18 protein-coding genes are annotated in these 22187 nt (G+C 63.0%); 7 read left to right on the forward strand and 11 right to left on the reverse strand.

Annotation, left to right across the window (positions count from 1 at the left end):
• Positions 1 to 66: 66 nt before the first annotated feature.
• Entirely contained in the window at positions 67 to 513 is a 447-nt protein-coding gene (locus CAF90_RS28185; RefSeq protein ID WP_085609192.1) for a TadE/TadG family type IV pilus assembly protein, read from the forward strand.
• Positions 510 to 3257 carry a PAS domain-containing protein gene (locus CAF90_RS28190; protein WP_085609193.1) on the forward strand — a complete coding sequence of 916 codons (2748 nt, stop codon included), beginning with the start codon at positions 510 to 512 and terminating at the stop codon, positions 3255 to 3257. The genes CAF90_RS28185 and CAF90_RS28190 overlap by 4 nt, the downstream gene beginning before the upstream one ends.
• Here the strand turns inward: CAF90_RS28190 and CAF90_RS28195 are convergent.
• The 5 genes from CAF90_RS28195 to CAF90_RS28215 form a co-directional block, all read right to left on the reverse strand.
• Positions 3254 to 5251, reverse strand: a complete 1998-nt coding sequence (locus tag CAF90_RS28195; RefSeq protein ID WP_085609194.1) for a pilus assembly protein TadG-related protein — start codon at positions 5249 to 5251, stop codon at positions 3254 to 3256. The two genes, CAF90_RS28190 and CAF90_RS28195, sit on opposite strands and share 4 nt — an antisense overlap.
• Positions 5252 to 5399: 148 nt before the next feature.
• Positions 5400 to 5957, reverse strand: a complete 558-nt coding sequence (locus CAF90_RS28200) for a DUF4136 domain-containing protein (RefSeq protein WP_007951006.1) — start codon at positions 5955 to 5957, stop codon at positions 5400 to 5402.
• A 54-nt stretch (positions 5958 to 6011) separates the two neighbouring features.
• On the reverse strand, positions 6012 to 6626 hold the full coding sequence (locus tag CAF90_RS28205; RefSeq protein WP_085609195.1) for a DUF4136 domain-containing protein: 615 nt from the start codon (positions 6624 to 6626) through the stop codon (positions 6012 to 6014).
• 12 nt (positions 6627 to 6638) lie between these two features.
• Positions 6639 to 7388: a methyltransferase gene (locus CAF90_RS28210; protein WP_085609196.1), complete on the reverse strand. Its 750-nt coding sequence runs from the start codon at positions 7386 to 7388 to the stop codon at positions 6639 to 6641.
• A complete protein-coding gene (locus tag CAF90_RS28215) occupies positions 7388 to 7690 on the reverse strand; it encodes a MazG-like family protein (protein ID WP_007951009.1) in 303 nt (100 codons plus the stop codon). The genes CAF90_RS28210 and CAF90_RS28215 overlap by 1 nt, the downstream gene beginning before the upstream one ends.
• A gap of 143 nt (positions 7691 to 7833) precedes the next feature.
• Between CAF90_RS28215 and CAF90_RS28220 the strand changes: the two genes are divergently transcribed.
• Positions 7834 to 8127, forward strand: a complete 294-nt coding sequence (locus CAF90_RS28220; RefSeq protein ID WP_007951010.1) for a hypothetical protein — start codon at positions 7834 to 7836, stop codon at positions 8125 to 8127.
• 37 nt (positions 8128 to 8164) lie between these two features.
• The gene (locus CAF90_RS28225; protein WP_085609197.1) at positions 8165 to 9514 is read left to right on the forward strand and encodes an MATE family efflux transporter; all 1350 of its coding nucleotides are present in this window, start codon (positions 8165 to 8167) and stop codon (positions 9512 to 9514) included.
• 9 nt (positions 9515 to 9523) lie between these two features.
• Here CAF90_RS28225 and CAF90_RS28230 read toward each other — a convergent pair whose 3' ends face one another.
• From CAF90_RS28230 to CAF90_RS28255, 6 genes are all read right to left on the reverse strand, one after another.
• Complete coding sequence (locus CAF90_RS28230; protein ID WP_085609198.1) at positions 9524 to 10318, reverse strand: DUF4123 domain-containing protein; 795 nt, start codon at positions 10316 to 10318, stop codon at positions 9524 to 9526.
• Positions 10315 to 11646 (reverse strand): type VI secretion system Vgr family protein, encoded by a 1332-nt coding sequence (locus CAF90_RS28235; RefSeq protein WP_085609199.1) that lies wholly within the window; start codon positions 11644 to 11646, stop codon positions 10315 to 10317. Before CAF90_RS28235 ends, CAF90_RS28230 begins: the two co-directional genes overlap by 4 nt.
• A 232-nt stretch (positions 11647 to 11878) precedes the next feature.
• Positions 11879 to 13792 carry an arginine decarboxylase gene (speA, locus tag CAF90_RS28240; protein WP_011332271.1) on the reverse strand — a complete coding sequence of 638 codons (1914 nt, stop codon included), beginning with the start codon at positions 13790 to 13792 and terminating at the stop codon, positions 11879 to 11881.
• Between the two features lie 218 nt (positions 13793 to 14010).
• A complete protein-coding gene (locus CAF90_RS28245; protein ID WP_007951016.1) occupies positions 14011 to 14382 on the reverse strand; it encodes a translation initiation factor Sui1 in 372 nt (123 codons plus the stop codon).
• A gap of 186 nt (positions 14383 to 14568) precedes the next feature.
• Positions 14569 to 15126 carry an NUDIX hydrolase gene (locus CAF90_RS28250; protein ID WP_007951017.1) on the reverse strand — a complete coding sequence of 186 codons (558 nt, stop codon included), beginning with the start codon at positions 15124 to 15126 and terminating at the stop codon, positions 14569 to 14571.
• A 3-nt stretch (positions 15127 to 15129) separates the two neighbouring features.
• A complete protein-coding gene (locus tag CAF90_RS28255; protein ID WP_039772049.1) occupies positions 15130 to 16197 on the reverse strand; it encodes a DUF2333 family protein in 1068 nt (355 codons plus the stop codon).
• A 428-nt stretch (positions 16198 to 16625) separates the two neighbouring features.
• Between CAF90_RS28255 and gcbA the strand changes: the two genes are divergently transcribed.
• From gcbA to CAF90_RS28270, 3 genes are all read left to right on the forward strand, one after another.
• Positions 16626 to 18296 carry a diguanylate cyclase GcbA gene (gene gcbA / locus CAF90_RS28260; RefSeq protein ID WP_085609200.1) on the forward strand — a complete coding sequence of 557 codons (1671 nt, stop codon included), beginning with the start codon at positions 16626 to 16628 and terminating at the stop codon, positions 18294 to 18296.
• A 953-nt stretch (positions 18297 to 19249) separates the two neighbouring features.
• A complete protein-coding gene (locus CAF90_RS29990) occupies positions 19250 to 20293 on the forward strand; it encodes a methyl-accepting chemotaxis protein (protein ID WP_371857702.1) in 1044 nt (347 codons plus the stop codon).
• 58 nt (positions 20294 to 20351) lie between these two features.
• On the forward strand, positions 20352 to 22109 hold the full coding sequence (locus CAF90_RS28270) for a protein-disulfide reductase DsbD (protein ID WP_085609202.1): 1758 nt from the start codon (positions 20352 to 20354) through the stop codon (positions 22107 to 22109).
• Positions 22110 to 22187: the final 78 nt, after the last annotated feature.

A 22187-nucleotide genomic window follows, 5' to 3' on the forward strand; every position in this document is an offset into this window, starting at 1 on the left:
ACCGTCCGTTTTTGCTGAATGATTCTATGCTGATACTACGCATTGACTGTCAGGGTAGACGCACGGATGAAAACCGGCTCTCGGAAGGCGCAAAAAGGTGCGGTGGCGATCGAGTTCGCCCTGGTGTTCGTGATCTTTTTCGCGGTGTTTTATGGCCTGGTCAGCTACAGCCTGCCGTTCGTGCTGATGCAGACGTTCAACCAGGTCACCGCCGAAGCCATCCGCCGCGCCGTGGCGGTCGATCCCGCGATTCCCAACTATTCCAGCGTGCTGGTCAGCACCGCGAATACCGCGTTGACCCAGCAATTGTCGGTGCTGCCGTCGTCGCTGAACGTGGTGGTCGGCACGGATACGACAACGGTCTACGACCCGACTCAGGGCACGCTCACCGTCAGCGTCAATTACCCGGTGAGCAAACTCAATCGGGTCATCCCGTTTCTGGTGTTGCCGGGCATCGGCGCTGTCCCCAGCCTGCCCACCAACCTGACCGCCATTTCGAGCCTTAAATTTTGACTCCGGGTGACAACCTGCTCGGCCGCCTGCTCAAGCGAAGCATGGTCGCCAGCGATTTGCCGGACGTGCTCGGTACCCCGCTGACGGGCCTGCACATCCACCTCGACAACGAAGGCGGCGTATTGCAAATGGCCGGCCCGCTGCGCTTGCTGCTGGCGCAACAGACGCCCCGTGACAAACCGTTGCCGTTGCACGACTACCTGCTGGCACACAGCACGCTGGCCATCGAGGGCCGGCCGCAGGACTGGCAAGGCCAACTGCTGGACCTGGACTTCCCCGGCCTGGGCGACCAGACCTTGCACCTGCGCGGCTGGGTCCAGCCGCTGGGCGATGGCTGGCTGCTGCAACTGATCGACATTGCCGACCTGTTGTCTGAACGCCAGCAAGCGCATCAGCGCGAGGCGTGCCACATGCTCGCCGAGCAGATCAGCAAACAGGTGCGCAGCTGCAGCCTGGGCCGGTTACCGATGCTTGTCAGCGAACAATTGCAGGTGATCGCACAGCGCTGGCAGATCCCGTGCCTGGCGCTCGCCCTGCTCGATGAACAGGAACAAGGCTGGCAGATCCATCAACAATTCCACGCTCATGACGCCCCGGCGCTGTGGCACGACGGCCAGCGTCTGGGCACGCCGCTCGACAGTCTCAACGGCACCGGCCCGCAACGTTTGGGTGAGCATTACGGCCAGTATGAACACTCGCGGGTTCAGGGCCTGTTCGGCAATGCCGAAGGCTTCGCCGTGCCTTATAGCGATGATCGAGGCGTGATGGCGTGGCTGCTCTGCGGTTTTTACGCGGTGGACAAGACCGCGCCGTATCTGACCGACCGCGACTGGCTGATGCTGGCGAGTGCACTGGCCGGCCCCCTGCTCGGTCGCTTGCGCGAACAACAGCATCAACTGCAACTGGAACGACTGGAGTCGTTGCAGACGCTGCTCGGCACAGGCTGGTGGGAAATCAGCAGTAGCGAGCAGATTCAACTGGCCCCGACGCTGGCCGCCACGCTGCAACAGGACAGCTCGACGCTGACGCTCGACACCTGGCTGACGCTGATCCATCCTGCCGATCGCGAAGAAGTCCGCAGCCGCCTGCAAGCCCTGCAACTGCACGGGGAAATCCTTAACCTGTGCGTGCGCCTGCATGCTCGCGACGCCAGCCAGACGCCGGCGTGGTATCGGCTTCAGGGGCAGGTCACCGGCACCGGCGAGCATCGGCGTCTGGTGGGTTTCATGCTCGACATCAGCGACATCAAGAACCAGCAGCAACTGGCCGCCGCCGCCCATGCGCGGCTGGACAACCTGATCGCCAGTTCACCAGCGGTGATTTACGTCCAGCACTACGTCGAAGGCGCCTTGCTGCCGGCGTTTTTCAGCGCCAGCCTGCAACCGCTGCTGGGCTGGAGCCTGGAGGACTGTGACGCCAGTGCGCTGGCAGAGCGGATTCATCCGGATGACCGTGCCCTGTATTTCGAGCGCACCCGGCAACTGCTGCGCGAAGGCTCGGTGCACGCCCGCTATCGCATGCGAGACAATCGCGGCGATTACCACTGGCTGCTCGACGAAGCCCGGCTGTTGCGCAATGACCTCGGCCTGCCGGTGGAGGCCGTCGGTCTGTGGCTGGACGTCACCGAAGCGACGCTGGCCGCCGAGCAGGTCAGACAGAGCGAGGAACGCTACCGGATTCTGGTGGAGGACTCGCCGGCGATGATCTGCCGCTACCGCCCGGACCTGATCCTGACGTTCGGCAACCGGCCGCTGGCGACCTATCTGGAATGCGCTCCCGAAGACCTGGCCGGGGTCGATCTGGGCAGCTGGATGTCCGACGTTCAGCGCGCGGCCTTCGTTGAGCGCCTGGCGCAGTTGACCCCGCAATCTCCTGTCAGCACCGCCGAAATCAACCTGCAATTGCCGGGGCGCGAACATGCATGGTGGGTGTGGTCGGATCGCGGCGTGTTCGATGAGCACGGCAAACTGATCGAAGTCCAAGCCGTTGGCCGCGACAACACTGAAGTCCGCCGCTCCCAGCAGCAACTCACGCAAAGCGCAAAAATGGCCACCCTTGGCGAAATGGCCACCGGCCTGGCCCACGAAATCAATCAGCCGCTGAACGTCATGCGCATGGCCATCGTCAACGTGCAGAAGCGCCTGAGCAACGGCGATGCGCAGATCGACTACCTGACCGACAAACTCAATCGCATCGACGCCCAAGTGCAGCGCGCCGCCAAAGTGGTGGACCACATGCGGGTGTTCGGTCGTCGTTCCGAGATCGAGCAGCAGCTGTTCAACCCGGCCAGCGCCATCGAAGGCACGCTGTCGCTGCTGGCCGAAGGCATGCGCGGCAAAGGCGTGGATTTGCGCATCAGTGAAACCGCGTTCGAGGTTCAGGTGCGCGGGTACGTCGATCAGCTTGAACAGGTGCTGATCAACCTGATGGTCAACGCCCGGGATGCGCTGCTGGGCAAACGCGAGTGCGACCCAACGTTCAAGCCGTGGATTTCGATCTACGCCGAGCGCGACGAGCAGAAGGTGCGGCTGTGGGTCGAGGACAACGGCGGGGGTATCGACCCGCGGCTGCTGGAGCGGATTTTCGAACCGTTCTTCACCACCAAACCGATAGGCGTCGGCACCGGTCTGGGGTTGTCGGTGAGTTACGGGATCATCGAGAACATGGGCGGTCACTTGAGCGTGCGCAACTCGGCGGACGGTGCACGGTTCTGCATCGAACTGCCGATCGCCCCCGACGACTAGATCACCAGATACGCCTTGCCGGTCTGGCCACAGGTCATGTTGGCGCCAACGTCGACATCCATCAGATTGATCCCCAGCCCCTTGAGCAAATTGTTCAGCAGCGGATCCAGCAGCGGGCTCACCAGGTTGGTGATCAGCGGTTGCAGGATCGTCGTGACATCGCTGATCAGGCTGGCGACGCCGGTGACAATCGCCCCCAGCGGGTTGCTGCCCTGGGGTTTGTAGACGATCAGATTGATCCCGGCGAGGGTGCTTGCCAGGCTGCTGACGATATTGGTTGAGGGCGCGGCGGCAATCACGCTTGGCGGCAGTTTCAGGTTGGGCGGTGTGGCGAACGGTGTGCCACTGGAAAACACCAGGTTCTGGGTGTTCTGGGCCACGCTGGTGTTGACCATGATCGCGATGCCGCCGGCGCCGTATGGCACGTGAGTGCTCGGGTCACAGCTGCCGATCCCCAGAATCTTGTGGCAGGTCACCGTGCCCAGGTCCACCAGCGGCAAGGGTGTGACGGTGGGTTCGGCGGCAGATGAAAAAGCGTTGGTCGGGTCGATCTTGCCCAGCTTGAGATCGGCAATCGAGGTGATGGTGCGGGCCGTCAGGCTTTTGGTACCGGTGTTGCCGGTCGGGCAACTGTAGTCGGTGACGTAACTGATGGCGCCGCCGGCATCCAGACTGATGTCGATTTGCGGCGAGGGCAACAGCTTCGGGTCCAGTTGTTCACAACCGGCACCGAGCAGGCAACCGACCGAGTTCAATGTGGCGACCAGATTGAGGCTCAACAGCGCATTGAGCGTCGGCGTCAGCGTGCCAACCAACCCTAGTACCGCATTGGCCAGCCCGGTCACCCCGGACAACACCGGCAGATTTACCGAAAGCAGCGTGCGAATCTGCGCAGTGCGCACATAAATCCGGTTTGGCCCGGTGGGGTTGGCCTTCGCCAGCGCCGGATCGCCAATCGCCGAAAACTGCGGCGGCTCGATGACCTTGACCCGCACTGTGACATTCGCCAGTCCCAGCACGCTGATCGGCAGGGTCGCGGCCACCGCGCTCTTGCTGTTGGCCAGCTGAATCACGCCCTGGACCAGTTGCAACAACTGCAGATTGGCATCCAGCCCCGCGGCCGTGGTGCCGGTCTGCAATTGCAGGATGTCGCCGAGTTTTACCGGTGCGGCATTGATCGCCGCCACTTGCAGCTGGCCCAGCGCGGTAATCACTTCAGCGGTGGCGCCATTGAGCTGCACCGCCGTAATCGCGGCCTGGATCAATTGGGTCACCGTGGCCTGGGTATTGAGCAGCTGGGTGTAATTGCCGGCGGCGACGTTGAGGTTGATCGCCAGTTGATTCAGGTAGCTGAGCAGATTGATGTCGGTGTTAAGCAGACCGTTCCAGCCCAGGGCCGTCAGGTTGACGTTGCCCCCGAGCAGCCCCGAGAACAGCGGATTGAGGATGTTCGATTGGGCGGTGTTGATGCTGGCCAGGTTACTGCGGATGTTCAATTGGGCGACGGTCGGCTTGGGTTTGGCCGCCACCGCCGAAGCATAAAGCACGGTGTTGAGGCTGACGGGTGTGCCACTGAACAGCGCCTGCACACCCCCGGCGAAACTGGTGGTGACAGTACGGTTGGCCGCGACCTTGACCGCCTCTGATTGCGTCACGTCCACCGTAAAAGTGCGCAAGCCGGTGGCGGCTGTCGCCAACTTTCCGCAATCGATCACGAGCACGTTGTTGGCATTAGCGACAAACCCGTTGCGTGTCGCGCTTTGCCCCGCGTAACTGGCGGCGGTGAGGCCGGGCAGGCAATTGCCGCCACGGCTGACGGTTTCGAGGGCGACGGTGTCCACCAGGCGCTGCAGTTTGCGTTGCTCCATGTACAAGCGGCTGCTGTCCACGACCAGCAACATCAACACCAGCGCCAGGCTGAGGGTGGCGGCCGCCATCAGGCCGATGGCCCCCCGCTGCCGGGCTGGCCCGCCGCACTGCGGATGACGCGACATGGCGCACTCCTTTGCCGGCGCACGGCCGGGCGCAACCTCCATTGGTGGATTTGAGTGTAGACGCGCTGCACCGACACTGCTGGCAACGCGCCAGTTTCACCCGTCCATAAAAAAAGGGAGCCATAGGCTCCCGTTTTTTTGTACAGGCTCAGCGCGGAGGGTAATTCGACAGGATCCGCGCCACCGTCTCGCGGATGGCATTGCTGCGATCCGCCGGGTTCGGCGTGCGGCTGAGCATCTGCTCGTCGCTGCCGCGCCACACCAGTTTGCCGTCCTTGCCGTCGAGCAGATCGACCTGGATGGTCGCCACCTTGTAGGTAATGTTGCGGGTTTCGTTGTACATCGGCGCACCCCAATAACCGTTCCACGGGCCACCCCAACCGCCGCCGTAGTTGGTGGTCACCTGTTGCTGCCGGTCCTCGACGATCAGGTAGGTCTGCACAAACAGATCGCCTCGGGCACCCGAAGCGGCCGGGCGCAGGCCACGCTGATCCAGTTGGTCGGCGACCGCCTGACGGATGCGTTGTTCGGTCAGGTCGCTCTTGATCCGTGGATCGTCGGGGCGGTATTGCAGGGCGGGGTCTTTCCAGCTCCAGCTGCGGTACGCGGCAAAGTCGCGGCTGGCGTCGAAGTCATGATTGACCTGGTTGGCGGCGCAGGCACTGAGCAGTGCGGCCACGGCCAGTAAAGCGAGACGGCGGAACATGGTTTTTCTCCGGTGGAAGACATGAACCTGAGGGAGCTTTTCAATTGCAGGAAGCTAACTGGGAGGATACGCCGACATGGCCTTTTCGACAGCCTCGCGAATCGCATCGGTGCGATCACCTTGTTTGCCCTGGGTGCCGGTTTCGGCGCTGGCGCTCCAGACCGGCTGGCCACTGCCGGCGTCGAACAGATCGACCCGCACCACTACGACCTGTTCCTGATAGGTACGAACGATCGGCACCGTGTTGTACATCCCGTAACCCCGGCCATAACGGTCATAACCGCCGTAGCCGCCGCCGTAGTAACCGTAATCGTCCTGCACCTGACGCAGGCGGGTTTCCAATCTCAGGTTGGCGCTGACCAGCAGATCGGCCGGGCGATTGTCATGCAGCGGGCGCAAGCCGCGCTGGTCCAGCGCACTGCTGACGGCCTCGGCCACTTGTGCCGAATCCGCCCAGGCCGTGCCCGGCGGCAGCTGACCGTTGAGCCACGCCCAACTGCGATAGCGCCCGTAGTCACGAGGCGGCGCAGGATAAGCGCTGCGGTCGAAGGTGGTCGCCGCTTGCGGTGGCGCCGGCGGCAACGGTCGCGATTGCGCCACGTAAGGGTTGCTACCCTGGCAGGCGGCCAACCCCAGACAGATCAGCAGTAAACCTGAATGACCTTTCATTTCTCGCTCCGATCAGATCGGCCGGCAGATCCAGTGCAAGTAGCGCCCAAGCCCGGCGAAGCTTGGGTGACGACGGTGGGCGAGCTCCATCTCGAGCAAATCAATCAACTCGGCGCGGGCCTGGAATTCCACCGGCATGTAGTCGTGGAAAACCCGCACCCCGCTCTGGGTTTCGACCTGCCACAACCCGGCGAGTTGCGTTGCCAGTTCCCGTGGATCGAGTGGCTGCTGCGGGGTCAGGCTCTGCTTTTCGCCGGCCATGTCGTTCTTGCGCATTTTCTTGAAATGGCCTTTGAGCAGGTTCCGGTAAATCAGCGCATCGCGGTTGTAGAACGCCAGCGACAGCCAGCCGCCGGGCTTGGTCAACTGATGCAGCACCGGCAGGATCGCGTGGGGTTCGGCCAGCCACTCCAGTACCGCATGGCACAGCACCAGATCGTAGGGCTCGGTGAGCTGGCCGAGCAGTTCCTGCCAGGACGCCTGAATGAACGTCGCGGTTTGCCCGGCGTCGGCAAAACGCTGGCGTGCGCCTTCGAGCATCGGTTCGGCCGGCTCGGTGAAGGTCACCTGGTGCCCGCGCTCGGCCAGCCACAGCGACATGTGGCCCAGCCCGCCACCAATGTCCAGCACCCGCAACGGACGATCCGGCAGGGCTTCGGCGAGGTCGGCCTGCAACACGGCGAGGCGGATCGCGCCTTTGGCGCCGCCGTAGATTTTTTCGGCGAAGCGGGTCGCCAACTGATCGAAATGACGGTCGCTCATCAGCTGAACCGCCGTTCGCTGTCGGCGAGCTTGCTGCGCACCACTTCATTCATGTCCAGCCCCAGTTCGCTGCACAGCAGCAACAGATAGAGAACGATGTCGCCGACTTCCTGACCGGCGTGGGCGAGTTTGTCCGCCGGCAATTGGCGGGACTGGTCTTCGGTCAGCCACTGGAAGATTTCCACCAGTTCGGACATTTCCACGCTGGCGGCCATCGCCAGGTTTTTCGGGCTGTGAAATTGCCGCCAGTCATTGCGGTCGCGAATGGCGTGCAGGCGTTCGGTCAGTTCAACAAGGTTCATCGGGCTCTCCTGAAGGCGTATAGCTTCGGGGGGAAGCTGCGCGAAGGCAAGCGCCAGTCGCCCGTTAAAACCCTCTATGCTTGCAGGGAACTCGACCGCACCCGCTGCGGCCCAAGGCTCAGCTCTTTCATCAGGAAACAGACATGCAGGTAGAAAGCTTTTTCGAATGGCTGGGCCAGGCGCTCGGCTCGATCATCCGCTTCATCGTCGATGGCCTCAGCGGCCTGTTCAATCTGCTGGGCAACGCCGGCGGCAACTTTGTCGACGGGCTGTCGAAGGCGCTGGGCATGGACACGTCGATCATCAGCATCATCGCGCTGATCGTCGGCCTGATGCTGCTGTGGTCGGCGATCCGCGCGTTCATGAATGCCTCGATCATTGCCGGGATTATCTGGTTGCTGCTGGGATTGTGGCTGCTGAGCTGGATCATTCACTGACACCTCCCGCTACAATGCCGCTCCCCAAGGAGCCCGCATGTCCAACCTGATCGCCGACTGGCGCGACCGCCCGACCCATCGCCGGGTCTGGGCCCTCGCCGCCCCCATGATCCTCTCCAACATTTCCGTGCCGCTGGTGGCGTTGGTCGACAGCACCGTCATCGGGCATCTGCCCCACGCCCATCAACTGGGCGCGGTGGCGGTAGGTGCCAGCCTGTACACCTTTCTGGCCTGGGCCATGGGTTTTCTGCGCATGGGCACCACCGGTTTCGCCGCGCAGGCGGCCGGGCGCAGCGACGGTGCAGCCTTGCGGCAGATTCTGCTTCAGGGCCTGCTGCTGGCAATGGGGCTGGCGCTGCTGCTCGGCACCCTGGGCGTACCGCTGAGCGGCGTCGCGCTGCACTTCATGCAACCATCGGCAGAACTGGATCAGCTGACCCGCGACTTCTTCCACACCCGGCTGTTCGGGCTGCCGGCAGCGCTGGCCAGTTATGCGCTGGTCGGCTGGTTCCTCGGCACGCAGAACGCCCGGGCACCGCTGGCGATTCTGCTGAGCACCAACCTGATCAACATCGTGCTCAACCTGTGGTTCGTGATCGGCCTGGACTGGGGCGTGGTCGGTTCGGCGCGGGCCTCGGTGATCGCCGAATGGAGCGGCGCCCTGCTCGGCCTGTGGATGACTCGCAAGGCACTGCGCGCCTATCCCGGCCACATCGCCTGGGCCGCCCTGAAAGTCTGGCAGAGCTGGCGCCCGTTGCTGGCCGTCAATCGCGACATTTTCATCCGCAGCCTGGCCCTGCAATCGGTGTTTTTCCTGATCACCGTGCAGGGCGCGCGACTCGGCGATGCCACGGTCGCGGCCAACGCGCTGCTGCTCAACGGCCTGCTGCTGACCGCTCACGCGCTGGACGGTCTGGCCCACGCCGTCGAAGCCCTGTGCGGGCACGCCATCGGCGCCCGCGATCGGCTGGCCCTGCGCCGTTCGCTGGTGGTTGCCGGTGGCTGGTCGTTGCTGGCCAGCCTGGGCTTTGCCGCGCTGTTTCTGTTGGCCGGCCACTTGTTCATCGAAATGCAGACCGACATTCAAAGCGTGCGCGACACCGCCTTCATCTACCTGCCCTATCTGGCCGTCCTGCCGTTGATCGCGGTCTGGAGCTACTTGCTCGACGGCCTGTTCATCGGTGCCACCCGCGCCCGGGAAATGCGCAACGGCATGTTGGCGACCGTGATCCTGCTGCTGCCGGTCGCCTGGGCGCTGCAAGGTCTGGGCAATCACGGCCTGTGGATATCTTTCCTGCTGTTCATGGTGCTGCGCAGCCTGACCCTCGGGGGACTGGCATGGTGGCTGCGGCGCACCGATGGCTGGTTCAACGGTGCCGCTCACTGAACCGGTGCTTCACGACGGATCGCTCAGCCAGCGCCGACGCAATAGTTCGAGCCGCTCCCGTGGGGTCAATCCTTGCGGCAGCGGCGTCAGCTCGGCACGCGGATGCTGCAAACGCAGCCACAACCAGTCGTCCAGCAGCGCCTGCTCGCTGAACCCCAGTTCCAGGCCTTGCTCTTGAAAGGAAGACATCAGCCGATAGTCGCTTCCTGTCGCCTGACTCCAGCGCCAGACATGCTGATCCAGCAGGCAGCGGTGCAGGCGTTCGCGCTGGCGACGGGTCAGGCTTTGCTCGATCCGCAGCGACTCCACGGCCAGCCCCGGATTGCGCAGTTGCTGCCAGCCCTGACTGCCACCGGCCAGATCGGCCCAGGTCCCGCCGAACCAGCGCAGCCACCCGATCGGCCCGAGCCAGCAGCTCAATTGCCGGGCATCGCAGGCATCGAAAAAGTAGCTGGCGGTCTGGCGATTGTAGAAATTGAGCAGTGCCCGATGATTGAGGCCGACGGACACGGTCAGCATCCGCTGCAAGTGTTCGCGCAATACCTGTGCCGAGGCCTCGCTGCCCAGCAGCAGGCCTTGCCAGGTCTGCGGGTCGGCGTGGCAAAGCGCCGACAGCGCCGGGCTGTCATGCAGGTCGATCAGCCACGGGCCTTGTTCACTGACCGGCTGGAACTCCGTACCGTCAAACAGCTTCAGGCTGTGCACACCGGCAAATCCCTGGCGTAACGTCTGCACGGCCTGTGGTGCCTGTGCGATATCCAGCAACAACCATTGAGCGCGCTGTCCGGGGGCCGCGACGCTCATCTTCCGTCGCTCGTTTTGAGCCCGGCGACCAATCGACAGCTGCACAGTGACGCCGCGCAATGCCGATAACTGCCGCCTCCCGGTATCAGGCACAACAACAATAACGGCTCGGCCGCTTTCAGCCATTGAGGCAGGCCCGCGCTCGCCAGATGCTCGGGCAGTGCTGACGGTGCATCATCCCCAATGGCTTCGGTGAGTGACGGAACCTGCAAGACGCCGCTGATCACGGGCTGCTCTGGGTCACCTTCCAGAAAGCTCACCACCACCTCCACCCCGTCCTTCAATGATGCCATCGGCGTATCGGCCAACGCCGGAGCCAGCGGCAGCCAGCAGTGGCTGGGGCGGGCCCCCTCTCCCTGATAGAGCCAGTCGAACTGAACGGCCACCGGCCGCACGGCATCCGGTTGCGCCTCCTCGACCGAGACCACCCACGCGCGTTGTGGGCTGCACATGCGCGCACCCCGGTATTCAACGGATGATCGGGACATCGGCAACTGGTCAGCGGTAAAGATCCGGTTGCTGTAGGGCGGCTCGAGCGACTGATCGGCCCGATGCTCGATTCGGCTCACCAGCCAGTGCGCATTCGCGTCTGCCAGGGGCTGGCCGGAAATCGTCAGCCAGTGACCACTGCGCAGGGTTGGCGAGTGGGAATGCCCCTGCGCCGTGCGTGTCCGCCGCGAGCCTGCTGCATGCAGGCGCGCGTGTTCGCCCAGTTGCCAGCGGCTCACATCCTCGCCCTCACATCGCAGGTTTCCGGCGCGTGGCAGCCGGGCCGGATCATCGCCGAACACCAGGCAATGCCCCCTGCCCCCATGTTCGAAGTGATAGTGAATGCGTGCCTGGCCGCACAACCGCTGCACCAATTCCAGATCCGACTCGCCGTACTGGGTGCAGAACGTGCGGGGCGGATAGGCGTCCTGCAAATCGAACCGGCGCCCGTTGCCACTGATGCCGTGCTCCCTGAGCACCTGATCAAGAATCTGTGGTATCGAAAGATCACTGAAGATGCGCTGGCTGTAACGCAGGCCCAGGCAGCTCAACCGAGGCCCGAGTCGCGCCCGAAACAACCGGGCACCGCGCCCCTGTTCATGCTGGACAAGACTGTGCAACTGCCCGTGAACACCATTGCCACAAGGCCCGAAACACAGGCGCGCCGAACGGTACATCAGGCCGGCAAGGTCCAGGTGCGGATCATCGACCAGCACGTCGATCTCGAATGAAAAAGGCTCGCTGATGGCTTCGCAACCCGTGAATGCCAGGACTTCAAGCGAGTCGGACAGGCCCGCTACATCGAGACGAAACGACGGCTCGTCGGCTGGATCGAACATGGGGGAATTCTCTACAGGGGGGCGGGCGGGGATTCTCGCCGAGACCCATGGCCGAGTAGAGGGCCGAACTACAAATTCGGAAATGACCTACGCGAAAAGCAGACGACGTCACTTTGCTCGCCTGGAAGCAAGCCGTTTCGCGAAGAGAAAAAGAAGCGTCTCACCTGGTTGTCTGAAACGTCCGCGGTGAGCGGAACAATTTCAGACAACCCGATGAAAGCGGAACCTGGCCTCAGGAAGACAGGTAGGAGGAACGGGTCAGACCCAGGCGCAATGCATCGAGGAACTGGGTGCGCTCGCTGGCGCTGATGCGGGCACTGGCGCATTTGTCGCGGTAGTGGGTCATCAGCTCTTCCGGCGACAGGTGCACGTAACGCAGCATATCTTCGATGGTGTCGTGGGTTTCAATACCGGCGTGGTACACGCTGCCATCGGCGTTCTGGTAGATGTTCACCGAGTCGGTGTCACCGAACAGGTTGTGCATGTCGCCGAGGATTTCCTGATAGGCGCCGACCAGGAACACGCCCAGCAGGTAGTCTTCACCTTCGTTCAGCGCATGCACCGGCAGGCTGGTCTCGATGCTCTGCTCGTCGACGTACTGGTTGATCTTGCCGTCGGAGTCGCAGGTCAGGTCTTGCAGAACGGCACGACGCAGCGGCTCTTCGTCGAGACGGTGCAGCGGGATGATCGGCAGGACCTGATCGATCGCCCAGGTGTCCGGCAGGCTCTGGAATACCGAGAAGTTGCAGATGTACTTGTCGGCCAGCTTGTCGTTGAGTTCGTCCAGCACCTGACGGTGCGAACGCTGACGCGCCTTCAGCGAGTTGTGCAGGCGACGGCACACCGCGAAGTAACATTGTTCGGCCAGGGCTTTCTCGGCCAGGGTCAGTTTGCCGTCGGCGTACTGGGCGGCCACGTCGCTCATGTAGTGGGTGGCGCGCCAGTAGGTTTCGGTGACCATTTCGATGTCGGTCGGACCGAGCAGGTCAACCAGCCACTGCACGGTTTCCGGCAGTGCTTCCTTGTTCTCGATCTGCGGCACATCGTCGTTGTGCTTCTCGACGTCGGTCACCTGCACCACCAGCATCGCGTGGTGCGCGGTCAGCGAGCGGCCGCTTTCGGAGAAGATGTGCGGATGCGGCAAGGCCTGCGCGTCGCAGAACTCTTTGAGCATGCCGACCACGACACCGGCGTAGTCATCCATGTCGTAGTTGATCGAACTGGCGTTGCGCGAGTGGGTACCGTCGTAGTCGACGCCCAGGCCGCCACCGACGTCGATGTGATCGACCGGCAGACCGAGGTTGCGCAGCTCGCCGTAGTAACGGATCGCTTCCTTGAAGCCGTGCTGGTAGTCAGCGAGGTTGGCGATCTGCGAACCCATATGGAAGTGCAGCAGGCGGATGCCCTGATCCAGGCCCGCCGCGCGGAAGCGCTCGACCACGGACAGCAGTTGCGCCGCCGACAGGCCGAACTTGGATTTCTCACCACCGGTGTCCGCCCACTTCGACGATGCCAGCGACGACAGACGCACGCGCAGGCCGACCTGCGGCTTGACCTTCAGCGAGGCGGCTTCTTCGATCACCAGACCGACTTCGGATTCTTTCTCGATCACGATGAACACGTTGTGACCGAGCTTCTGGCCCATGAGCGCCAGACGGATGAACTCGCGGTCCTTGTAACCGTTGCAGACGATGGTGCCGCCCTTCGGCGCCAGCGCCAGCACCGCCAGCAGCTCAGGCTTGGAGCCGGCTTCCAGACCGATGGAAACGTTCTGGGTGGCGATGATGTTTTCGATCACCGCTTCCTGCTGGTTGACCTTGATCGGGTACAGCGCGGTGTATTTGCTCTGGTATTCCAGACGCTCGATGTTCGCATCGAAAGCGCCGGTCAGCTGACGGACGCGGTCTTGCAGGATGTCGGGGAAACGCACCAGCAGCGGCAGGGACAAGCCACTCTTGCGCAACTGGTCGACTTGTTCGAACAGATCGATAGGCGAGCTGCTCGGGCCGTTCGGACGAACTTCGACGCGACCGGCGTCATTGATCGCGAAATACCCGGCCCCCCAATGGCGAATCCCGTAAACACTGCGGCTGTCCGCAACTGTCCATTGGCTGCCATCGTCTTTGCGTGTGCGTCGTACGGACATCGAAGTCCCCTATAAAGAAGTCATAGTGCGTCGCCTGATCTCAGGCCGGCGCAGTCTAAAGAATGAAAATGACGGTTCGTCAGCGGGGCGGTAGACCGCGCTGACAGCGTTGAGTTTAGAAACCGGTCATGAACAGGCTCTGTGAAAACCATGGAAACGACGTCAGACCCAGGGACTCTGGAGCTGAATCAAGCCGCCGGTGGGTTTCACAGAGGCTGCTAGCCGCCGGACTTCTTCGCCTTGAAACCGTGCTTGACCAACTCGGCCAGGAGCAGCTCGACATGGTCGCCCTGAATCTCGATGATCCCGTCTTTCAACGCACCGCCGGTGCCGCAACGTTTCTTCAACGTTGTCGCCAGCTCCTTGAGTGCGTCTTCGGCCAGGGGCACGCCGGTGATGGTGGTCACCGTCTTGCCGCCACGGCCCTTGCTCTCGCGGCGCACGCGGGCAATGCCGTCGCCGGCCGGGATCACGGTTTGTTTGCAGATACAGGCGTCCACCGGCTTGCTGCATTCCGGGCAATGACGACCTGCGTCGGTGGAAAATACCAGGCCGCCCAGGGCGGCGAAGGATGCGGCTTTTTTGGCCACCGGCAATCCTCTCGGGAGGACAAAGACTGATCGCAGCCTTGGGCAAGGCTATCGACCGCGAAGCCCCACTCAGGCAGGGGCAGCGCTACTGTGCCGATTGATCCTGTAAGCAGGCCGGCACAGCTTGAAAAGGTCGCGCAGTGTAACGGCAAAAACGCCGATTGCTAAGTGCCAATCGGCGCCAATTTATGTGTTCTTTGCGACGTCGCTTTGCTGAGCCTTCAGATAGCGTTTCAACGCGGCCAGAGAGTCCGGGCAATAAGGCTTTTGCTGGATTTCCAGCATGACCTGCTCGACCGGAATGAAGCGCGCTTCGAGCACTTCTTCAGGCTGCAGGATCAGAGGCCCGTCCCACACCGCCGAAAACGCCGAACACCAGAGGCGATTGCCGGTGTCTTCGAAGTAGAAATGGTCGTGGGCCGTCAGCTCGACGCCACTCACTCCCAATTCTTCTTCCAGCTCACGGGCTGCCGACTCGGCGTAGGTCTCGTTCGCCTGCACCATTCCGCCCGCCGCCACATCCCAGTAACCGGGATAGATGGCTTTGCTCAACGTGCGCCGATGGACGCAGAGTTCACCGGCGGAGTTGAACAGCATGATGTAGGTGCCACGGCCGATCAGCCCGCGCTCGCGCAGGTCGGAGCGCACCAGGGCGCCGAGCAGGTTGTCCTGCTCGTCGACCCAGGCGATCTGTTCGGCATCCGAGGCGGCGCGGTGGGCCGCCTCTTTGGCGCTCTCGTCCATGACTCAGCCCTGATTGAGCAGTTGACGCAAATCGATCACGGCGGCGTTGGCTCGGGAAATATAGTTGGCCATGACCAGCGAGTGGTTGGCCAGCACACCGAAGCCGCTGCCGTTGAGGATCATCGGGCTCCAGATCGGCTCCTGCGACGCCTCCAGCTCACGAATGATCTGACGCACGCTGACGGTCGCGTTCTTCTTCGCCAGCACGTCGGCGAAATCGACCTCGATTGCGCGCAGCAGGTGCGACAGCGCCCAGGCCTGGCCGCGGGCTTCGTAGAACACGTTGTCGATCTGCATCCACGGAGTCTCGACGACTTCCTCGTCGACCTGCGGCACTTCACCCACCGCCGGCACTTCGGTTTTCAGCGCGGTGTTGAGCTTGACCCGGCCAACGCTGGCCGACAGGCGTTGCGACAGCGAACCGAGACGGGTGCCGACATCGCCCAGCCAGTTGTTCAGGTTGTCGGCGCGGGCGTAGAACAGCGCGTTTTTCTGGGTCGGGTCGGAGAGGCGCGCCTGATAACGGCTCAGGGAATTGATGCCTTCCTGATATTCCGACTCGCTGGACGGCAGGATCCAGCTCTTGTTGTCGAAGTTGAAGCGCGGCTCGGCCTTGGCCAGGTCGGCGTCTTCAGCCGATTGCGACTGCGAACGAGCGAAATCCTTGCGCAGGGCACGAGTCAGGTCGCGCACCTGCACCAGCACGCCGTATTCCCAGCTCGGCATGTTGTCCATCCACAGGCCCGGCGGGAAACGGTCGTTGGAAATGTAACCGCCCGGCTTGTCGAGCAACGTGCCGGCCACGGTTTTCAGGGTTTCGACGGTGGTGTAGCCGACCACCATCTGCTTGCCCTCTTTCTCGGCGGCAACCTGAGCGTTCTGCGCCACGGGAAACAGCGCCGGCTCCTGGCTCCAGTACCAGCCCAGGCCGATGGTCACCAACAGGTAAATGGCGACCAGCGTGGCCAGCGCCCGGCTGAACAACAGCCCGCCGACATAGCTGCGGGCGGCCGACTTGGGCTCGGCGGCACGTTCAGGCGCGCTGCCCGCGCGGTTCTTCCAGTCCAGCATGGCGATATCCTTTCAATCTTGGGTTCAACGGTTCGACCACAACCATACAACAACGTGCCTCGACCGGGCACCCGTCAATATTGACAGGCGTTGTCTCGCCACCCGACACGAGGCCGGGACAGACCGCCCTAAGGGATTCCCCGATAGCGGATTCATCGCCATTTCGCCGCCAATACCCGTAACGCGACAGCACAAACACCCTGCTCCACCTTTCTCATCCTCCGATAAACTCACCGGCATTCAGATCGGCAAATGCCCGGTAGATGGGGACTTCCCCGACGATCAGGTTCAAATTGAAACCCGACAGTCAGAAACTGAATGACGTCGTACCGCAGATTATTGACGTACGACACTCATGTAAGGGAAAAGAGGTGCTAGCATAGAGCCACCAGTCGATCTCAGCATGCACCCTAACTAGTAGTCAGGATATGACCGAGCCAGAAGACCCCAGCCGTGAGCGCCTCAAGCACCACTTTGCCCAGCGGGTAATTCATCAGGCACGTCAGATTCTTGAGATATGGCAGCGCCTGCAACGCAGTGAGTGGTCCACTGCCGATCTCGCCGAACTGAGCGAGGCCAATCTGCGCCTGCTGCGTTTTGCCGAGCGCTTCGAACAGCCCGAACACACGCAGCTGGCCCGCCACATCAGCCAGTCGCTGGAAGCGGTGGACGCCAATCGCGGGCGCCTGAGCAGCGGCCTGATCACCGATCTCAACCGTTTGATGCAGCGCTTGTCGCGCACCGGCCTGCGCCATGGCGATCAGCTTGATCAGACCTTTCTGCCGCCCCTGCGCAAACCGATCTACGTGATGCTGCAGGATCACGACCGCGCCGAGCGGCTGGCCAAGCAGCTGGAGTTTTTCGGTCTGAGCGCCCAGGCGCTGGACAGCGTGTCGGCGTTTCGCTCCTCGATGGTCGAGCGCCTGCCGGCCGCGATTGTCATGGACGTGGATTTCAGCGGCGCCGGCGTCGGCCTGAAACTGGCCGCCGAAGCTCAGCAAGGTCTGGAAGAACCGCTGCCGCTGCTGTTCTTCAGCCTGCACGAAACCGACACCCCGACCCGCCTCGCGGCGGTGCGCGCCGGTGGCCAGGAATTCCTCACCGGCACCCTCGAAGCCTCGAGCCTGCTGGAGAAGATCGAAGTCCTGACCTGCGTCGCCCAGTACGAACCCTATAAAGTGCTGATCATCGACGACTCCCGCGCCCAGGCCCTGCACACCGAACGCCTGCTCAACAGCGCCGGGATCGTCACCCGCACCTTGATCGAACCGATCCAGGCCATGGCCGAGCTGGCGGACTTCCAGCCGGATCTGATCATCCTCGACATGTACATGCCGGCTTGCACCGGCACCGAGCTGGCCAAGGTCATCCGCCACAACGACCGCTACGTCAGCGTGCCGATCATTTACCTGTCGGCCGAAGACGATCTGGACAAGCAACTCGACGCCATGAGCGAAGGTGGCGATGACTTCCTGACCAAGCCGATCAAGCCGCGCCACCTGATCACCACTGTGCGCAACCGCGCCGCCCGCGCGCGCAACTTGAAGGCACGGATGGTCCGCGACAGCCTCACCGGCCTGTACAACCACACGCACATTCTGCAATTGCTCGAAGACTGCTCGTTCCGCGCCCGCCGTGAGAACAAGCCGCTGAGCTTTGCGATGCTCGACATCGACCACTTCAAGCGGGTCAATGACAGCCACGGCCATCCCATGGGCGATCGGGTGATCAAGAGCCTGGCGCTGTTTCTCAAGCAGCGTCTGCGCAAGACCGACTTCATCGGCCGTTACGGCGGCGAGGAATTCGCCATCGTCATGCCGGACACCGATATAGAAGCGGCGCACAAAGTGCTCGACGAAATCCGCCAGCGCTTTGCCGAAATTCACTATCCGGCCCAGCCGCAGGATCTGTGGTGCACCTTCAGTGCCGGCGTGGTGGAAATGCACGACGACTCCGACAGCCTGATGATGGCCAGCCAGGCCGACGAGGCGCTGTACCGCGCCAAGGGCGAAGGACGCAACCGGGTGCAGACCGCGCGCGACTCAAAGCAAAGTGCCACTTTTTCATCGGATTCGACCCAATCGGTCATAACCCTGTAACAGAACCGCAATAAATTCAGGCGCTTACCATTCTGCCGTTGGTAGCCGTCATGCGCCTGAAGTTGCTCACCAATCTCAATACTCTGTTGCTGGTCGCCGTCTGCGTGGCCCTCGGCGCCACGCTGTGGTGGTCGCAAAAAGCCCTGGAGCGCCCGTATCTGTTGATGGAGCGTTACCTGGGACTGTCGCAGCAATTTCAGAATGACGTGGCACGCAACGTCGAGGATTACCTCGCCAGCGGCGACGCCCTGCGCCTGAGCAGCGCCAGCCAGGCCATCGATCAATTGCAGAAAGAACTCGGCGAGCTGCCGCCCGCGCTGGCCGACACACTGCGCCCGAGCCTCACCGGCCTCGACGAATTCAGCAAGACCGACCTGCTGGCCGCCGGCAAACTGGCCGGCGATCCACAGGCCCTGCTGTTGCAGGCTGAGCGCGAATTGAGCGCCAGCCTCGACCAGCTCAGCACCTACGCCGGCGGCAACGCGACCTACCTGACGCCCCTGCTGGTCGCATCTCAGCATCTGGGCAAACTGTCGCTGGCCCGGGACAAACTGGTCAGCAGCGGACGCAGTGAACTGGCCGCCGATGTCGAGCGCGAAGTCAGCAACATCCGCACCCAGGCCCAGACGATCGACGCCCTGCCCTTGCTCGGCGTGGTCGCCAGCAGTGAGTCCGGCAGCGACGATTTCGCCGCGATGATGGGCATTGAAAGCACGGAAAAAGCCGCTGCCGAAGACGCCGGCGTCGGCCTCAAACGCGAGCTCAACAGTCTGCTCGGTCGTTACCCGGCAGAGCTGGCGCGCACCCGCGAGCAGATCCAGAAACGCACCGACCTGAGCACCGCGACCCACCAGAAAATCGCCGCCGTGCAGCAGGCCATCGCTGGTCTCGAACCCGTGGTGCGCGCCCAGCACGGGCAGATCCAGGGCGAAGTGCGGCTGATGCAAGGCGTGATGATCGGCCTGATTCTGCTGATCGCGCTGCTGATCGACACCCTGCAACGGCGCCTGGCCCGCACCCTGACCAACCTCGCGCCAGCGCTGTCGACCTGGGCCGAAGGCGATTTCAGCCGCGACATTCATCTGGGCAAGACCAACCGCGAATTGCACGACATCGAAGCCTCGCTCAATCGTCTGCGTGCCTATCTGGTGGATCTGGTCGGGACGATTCGCGGCAATGCCGAGCAAGTGGCCGGCAGCAGCCGCACCCTCGCCGAACTGAGCAATGACTTGCACAGCGGCGCCGAACATCAGGCCGGCGATACCGCGCTGATCCGTGATTCCCTCGGCGAACTGGAAGCGACCATCCAGCAAGTGGCCGGCGATGCAAGGCAGGCCGCCGACGCCAGTCGCCATGCCGGGCTGGCCGTCGAACACGGGCAACAAGTGATCGGCCAGAGCCTCACTGGTCTGCACGCACTGGTCGGCGAAGTGCAAGGCAACGCGCAGATGATCGAACACCTGGCCGAAGAGTCGGCAACCATCGGCGGCGTGCTGACGGTGATCCGCTCGATTGCCGACCAGACCAACCTGCTGGCGCTCAACGCGGCGATCGAAGCCGCCCGCGCCGGGGAGATGGGCCGTGGTTTTGCCGTGGTGGCCGAAGAGGTCCGATCACTGGCGCAACGCACCGCCGGCGCCACCGCGGAAATCCAGACCCTGATTGCCGGCCTGCAAACCGCCGCCCGGCAATCGGTCGAGGGCATGCGCGCGCAGGTCGAACACGCCGAGGCCACGGCCAATCAGGCGCAATCGGCGGACGGGGCGCTGGACAAGATTGTCGGCGCGATCCAGACCATCTCCGACACCGCGATCCGCATCGCCGACATCACCGCGCAACAGAGCGGCGCGGTCAGCGAGATCCGCGATCACAGCGAACGGATTCACCAATTGGGCGGGGACAATCTGCTGCGCATCGGTCAGGGCCGCGAGCAGGGCGAGAACCTGCTGTTACTGGGCGGTCAGCTGCACACCGCCGTGCAGGCGTTCCGCGTGTGACACACAGCGCAGGGCCAAGTCCGCTATCATTCCCGCACCTTTGATTCGCGAGATTGTCATGCGCCGTCTGCTCTGCCTGCTGTTTTTCGTCTTCGCCCTGCCGGCCGGCGCCGCCGGTCTGTTCGACAGCAAACCCAGCGCCACGCTGGGCTCGGTCAACAACAGCGCCGATTTCCTGCCGGTGCGCGAAGCCTTTCAACTGAGCCTGGTCGAGAGCACGCCGCAATCGGTCAAACTGCGCTTCGTCGCCACCGAAGGCTATTACCTCTACCGCCATCGCTTCCAGTTTCGTGCCGAGCCTGCCGAGGTAAAACTTGGCGCCGCACAACTGCCCCAAGGCGAACAGAAACACGACGAGTATTTCGGCGACGTCGAGGTCTACCACGGCATTCTCGATGTAGAACTGCCGCGCAATGATTCCCGGGCGTTCACGCTGGCCGTCACCTATCAGGGCTGCGCCGACAAGGGTTTGTGTTATCCACCGGAAACCGAACGCCTGAGCATCGAGGGCAACGCAGCGGCAAGTGACGCGTCTACTCCGGTGACGGGTTGGGACTGGCGTGATCTGGCGCTGTTCTTCCTGGCGGGCCTGGGCCTGACCTTCACGCCTTGTGTGTTGCCGATGCTGCCGATCCTGTCCGGCGTGGTGTTGCGCGGGCAGGTCGGCGGTTGGCGCGGCTTCAATCTGTCCCTCGCTTATGTGCTGCCGATGGCCGCGTGCTTTGCGCTGCTCGGGGCCTTGATGGGGCTGTTCGGCGCGCAACTGAATTTGCAGGCGCGGTTGCAATCGGCGTGGGTGCTGGTGCCGTTTGCGATGTTCTTTGCGGTGTTCGCGCTGGCGATGTTCGGCGCGTTCGAGCTGAAACTGCCGCACTTCATCAGCAGCCGCCTCGACCGGATCGCCGGGCGCACCGAAGGCGGCTCGCTGTGGGGCGCGGCGGTGTTGGGTGTGGTGTCGAGTCTGCTGGTATCCCCGTGTGTTTCCGCACCGCTGGCCGGCGCGCTGCTTTATATAAGCGCCAGTGGCGACGCGCTGGGCGGCGGTTTGAAGCTGTTCATGCTCGGCCTGGGCATGGGCGCGCCGCTGTTGCTGGTGGCCACCGGCGGCGCGGCATGGCTGCCGAAAAGCGGCCCGTGGATGATGTACGTGAAGAACGGCATCGGCGTGTTGCTGCTCGGGCTGGCGATCGGTCTGCTCAGCCGGGTATTGCCGGGACAGGTCACGCTGCTGCTGATCGGCTTGCTGGCCGGCGGCGTCGGCCTGTTCCTCGGCGCTCTGGAATTCGCCTACAAACCGCCGCGCAAACGGCTCGGCCAGTTGCTCGGCATGTTCCTGCTGTTTTATGCGCTGGCCTGCTGGTACGGCGCGTTCAGCGGGCAGACCGATCCGTTGAATCCGATAGCCCCGGCACGTCTTGCCGACAGCGGCTCGATCGCGCAAAACAGCGGCTCGTGGCAGACCGTCAGCACCCCGGCGGAACTGGATCGGGTGCTGCTCGAAGCGAAATCCGCCGGCACCCCGTTGCTGCTCGACTGGTACGCCGACTGGTGCATCAGCTGCAAAGTCATCGAACACGAAGTGCTCAATGACGCGACAGTCGTGGATCGGCTCAAGGGCTATCGGCTGATCCGCTTCGATATCACCGCAAGCAATGCCGAACAGCGCACCCTGCTCGACCGCTACAGCCTGTTCGGCCCACCGGCGCTGATGTTCTTCGGCAAGGACGGGGTGGAACGTCGCGATGTGCGGGTGATCGGCGAGATCAACACCAGCGACTTCGCCGAACGTGTCGCCAAAGCGAATGACCGGATTTAATCAGTCAGTCACATATTTTGCGCAAACATCGGACATCGTGCTGGCTATTGCAGAGAACTGGACAGTCACAAAGTCTTT

The sequence above is a fragment of the Pseudomonas sp. B37(2017) genome (assembly GCF_002112885.1).
GTDB lineage: Bacteria > Pseudomonadota > Gammaproteobacteria > Pseudomonadales > Pseudomonadaceae > Aquipseudomonas > Aquipseudomonas paraglycinae.

Coding starts and splice junctions, on each gene's coding strand:
- CAF90_RS28185 (WP_085609192.1), top strand. CDS start 67: ATGAAAACCGGCTCTCGGAAGGCGCAAAAAGGTGCGGTGGCGATCGAG.
- CAF90_RS28195 (WP_085609194.1), bottom strand. CDS start 5,251: ATGTCGCGTCATCCGCAGTGCGGCGGGCCAGCCCGGCAGCGGGGGGCC.
- CAF90_RS28200 (WP_007951006.1), bottom strand. CDS start 5,957: ATGTTCCGCCGTCTCGCTTTACTGGCCGTGGCCGCACTGCTCAGTGCC.
- CAF90_RS28205 (WP_085609195.1), bottom strand. CDS start 6,626: ATGAAAGGTCATTCAGGTTTACTGCTGATCTGTCTGGGGTTGGCCGCC.
- CAF90_RS28210 (WP_085609196.1), bottom strand. CDS start 7,388: ATGAGCGACCGTCATTTCGATCAGTTGGCGACCCGCTTCGCCGAAAAA.
- CAF90_RS28215 (WP_007951009.1), bottom strand. CDS start 7,690: ATGAACCTTGTTGAACTGACCGAACGCCTGCACGCCATTCGCGACCGC.
- CAF90_RS28220 (WP_007951010.1), top strand. CDS start 7,834: ATGCAGGTAGAAAGCTTTTTCGAATGGCTGGGCCAGGCGCTCGGCTCG.
- CAF90_RS28225 (WP_085609197.1), top strand. CDS start 8,165: ATGTCCAACCTGATCGCCGACTGGCGCGACCGCCCGACCCATCGCCGG.
- CAF90_RS28230 (WP_085609198.1), bottom strand. CDS start 10,318: ATGAGCGTCGCGGCCCCCGGACAGCGCGCTCAATGGTTGTTGCTGGAT.
- CAF90_RS28235 (WP_085609199.1), bottom strand. CDS start 11,646: ATGTTCGATCCAGCCGACGAGCCGTCGTTTCGTCTCGATGTAGCGGGC.
- speA (WP_011332271.1), bottom strand. CDS start 13,792: ATGTCCGTACGACGCACACGCAAAGACGATGGCAGCCAATGGACAGTT.
- CAF90_RS28250 (WP_007951017.1), bottom strand. CDS start 15,126: ATGGACGAGAGCGCCAAAGAGGCGGCCCACCGCGCCGCCTCGGATGCC.
- CAF90_RS28255 (WP_039772049.1), bottom strand. CDS start 16,197: ATGCTGGACTGGAAGAACCGCGCGGGCAGCGCGCCTGAACGTGCCGCC.
- gcbA (WP_085609200.1), top strand. CDS start 16,626: ATGACCGAGCCAGAAGACCCCAGCCGTGAGCGCCTCAAGCACCACTTT.
- CAF90_RS29990 (WP_371857702.1), top strand. CDS start 19,250: ATGATCGGCCTGATTCTGCTGATCGCGCTGCTGATCGACACCCTGCAA.
- CAF90_RS28270 (WP_085609202.1), top strand. CDS start 20,352: ATGCGCCGTCTGCTCTGCCTGCTGTTTTTCGTCTTCGCCCTGCCGGCC.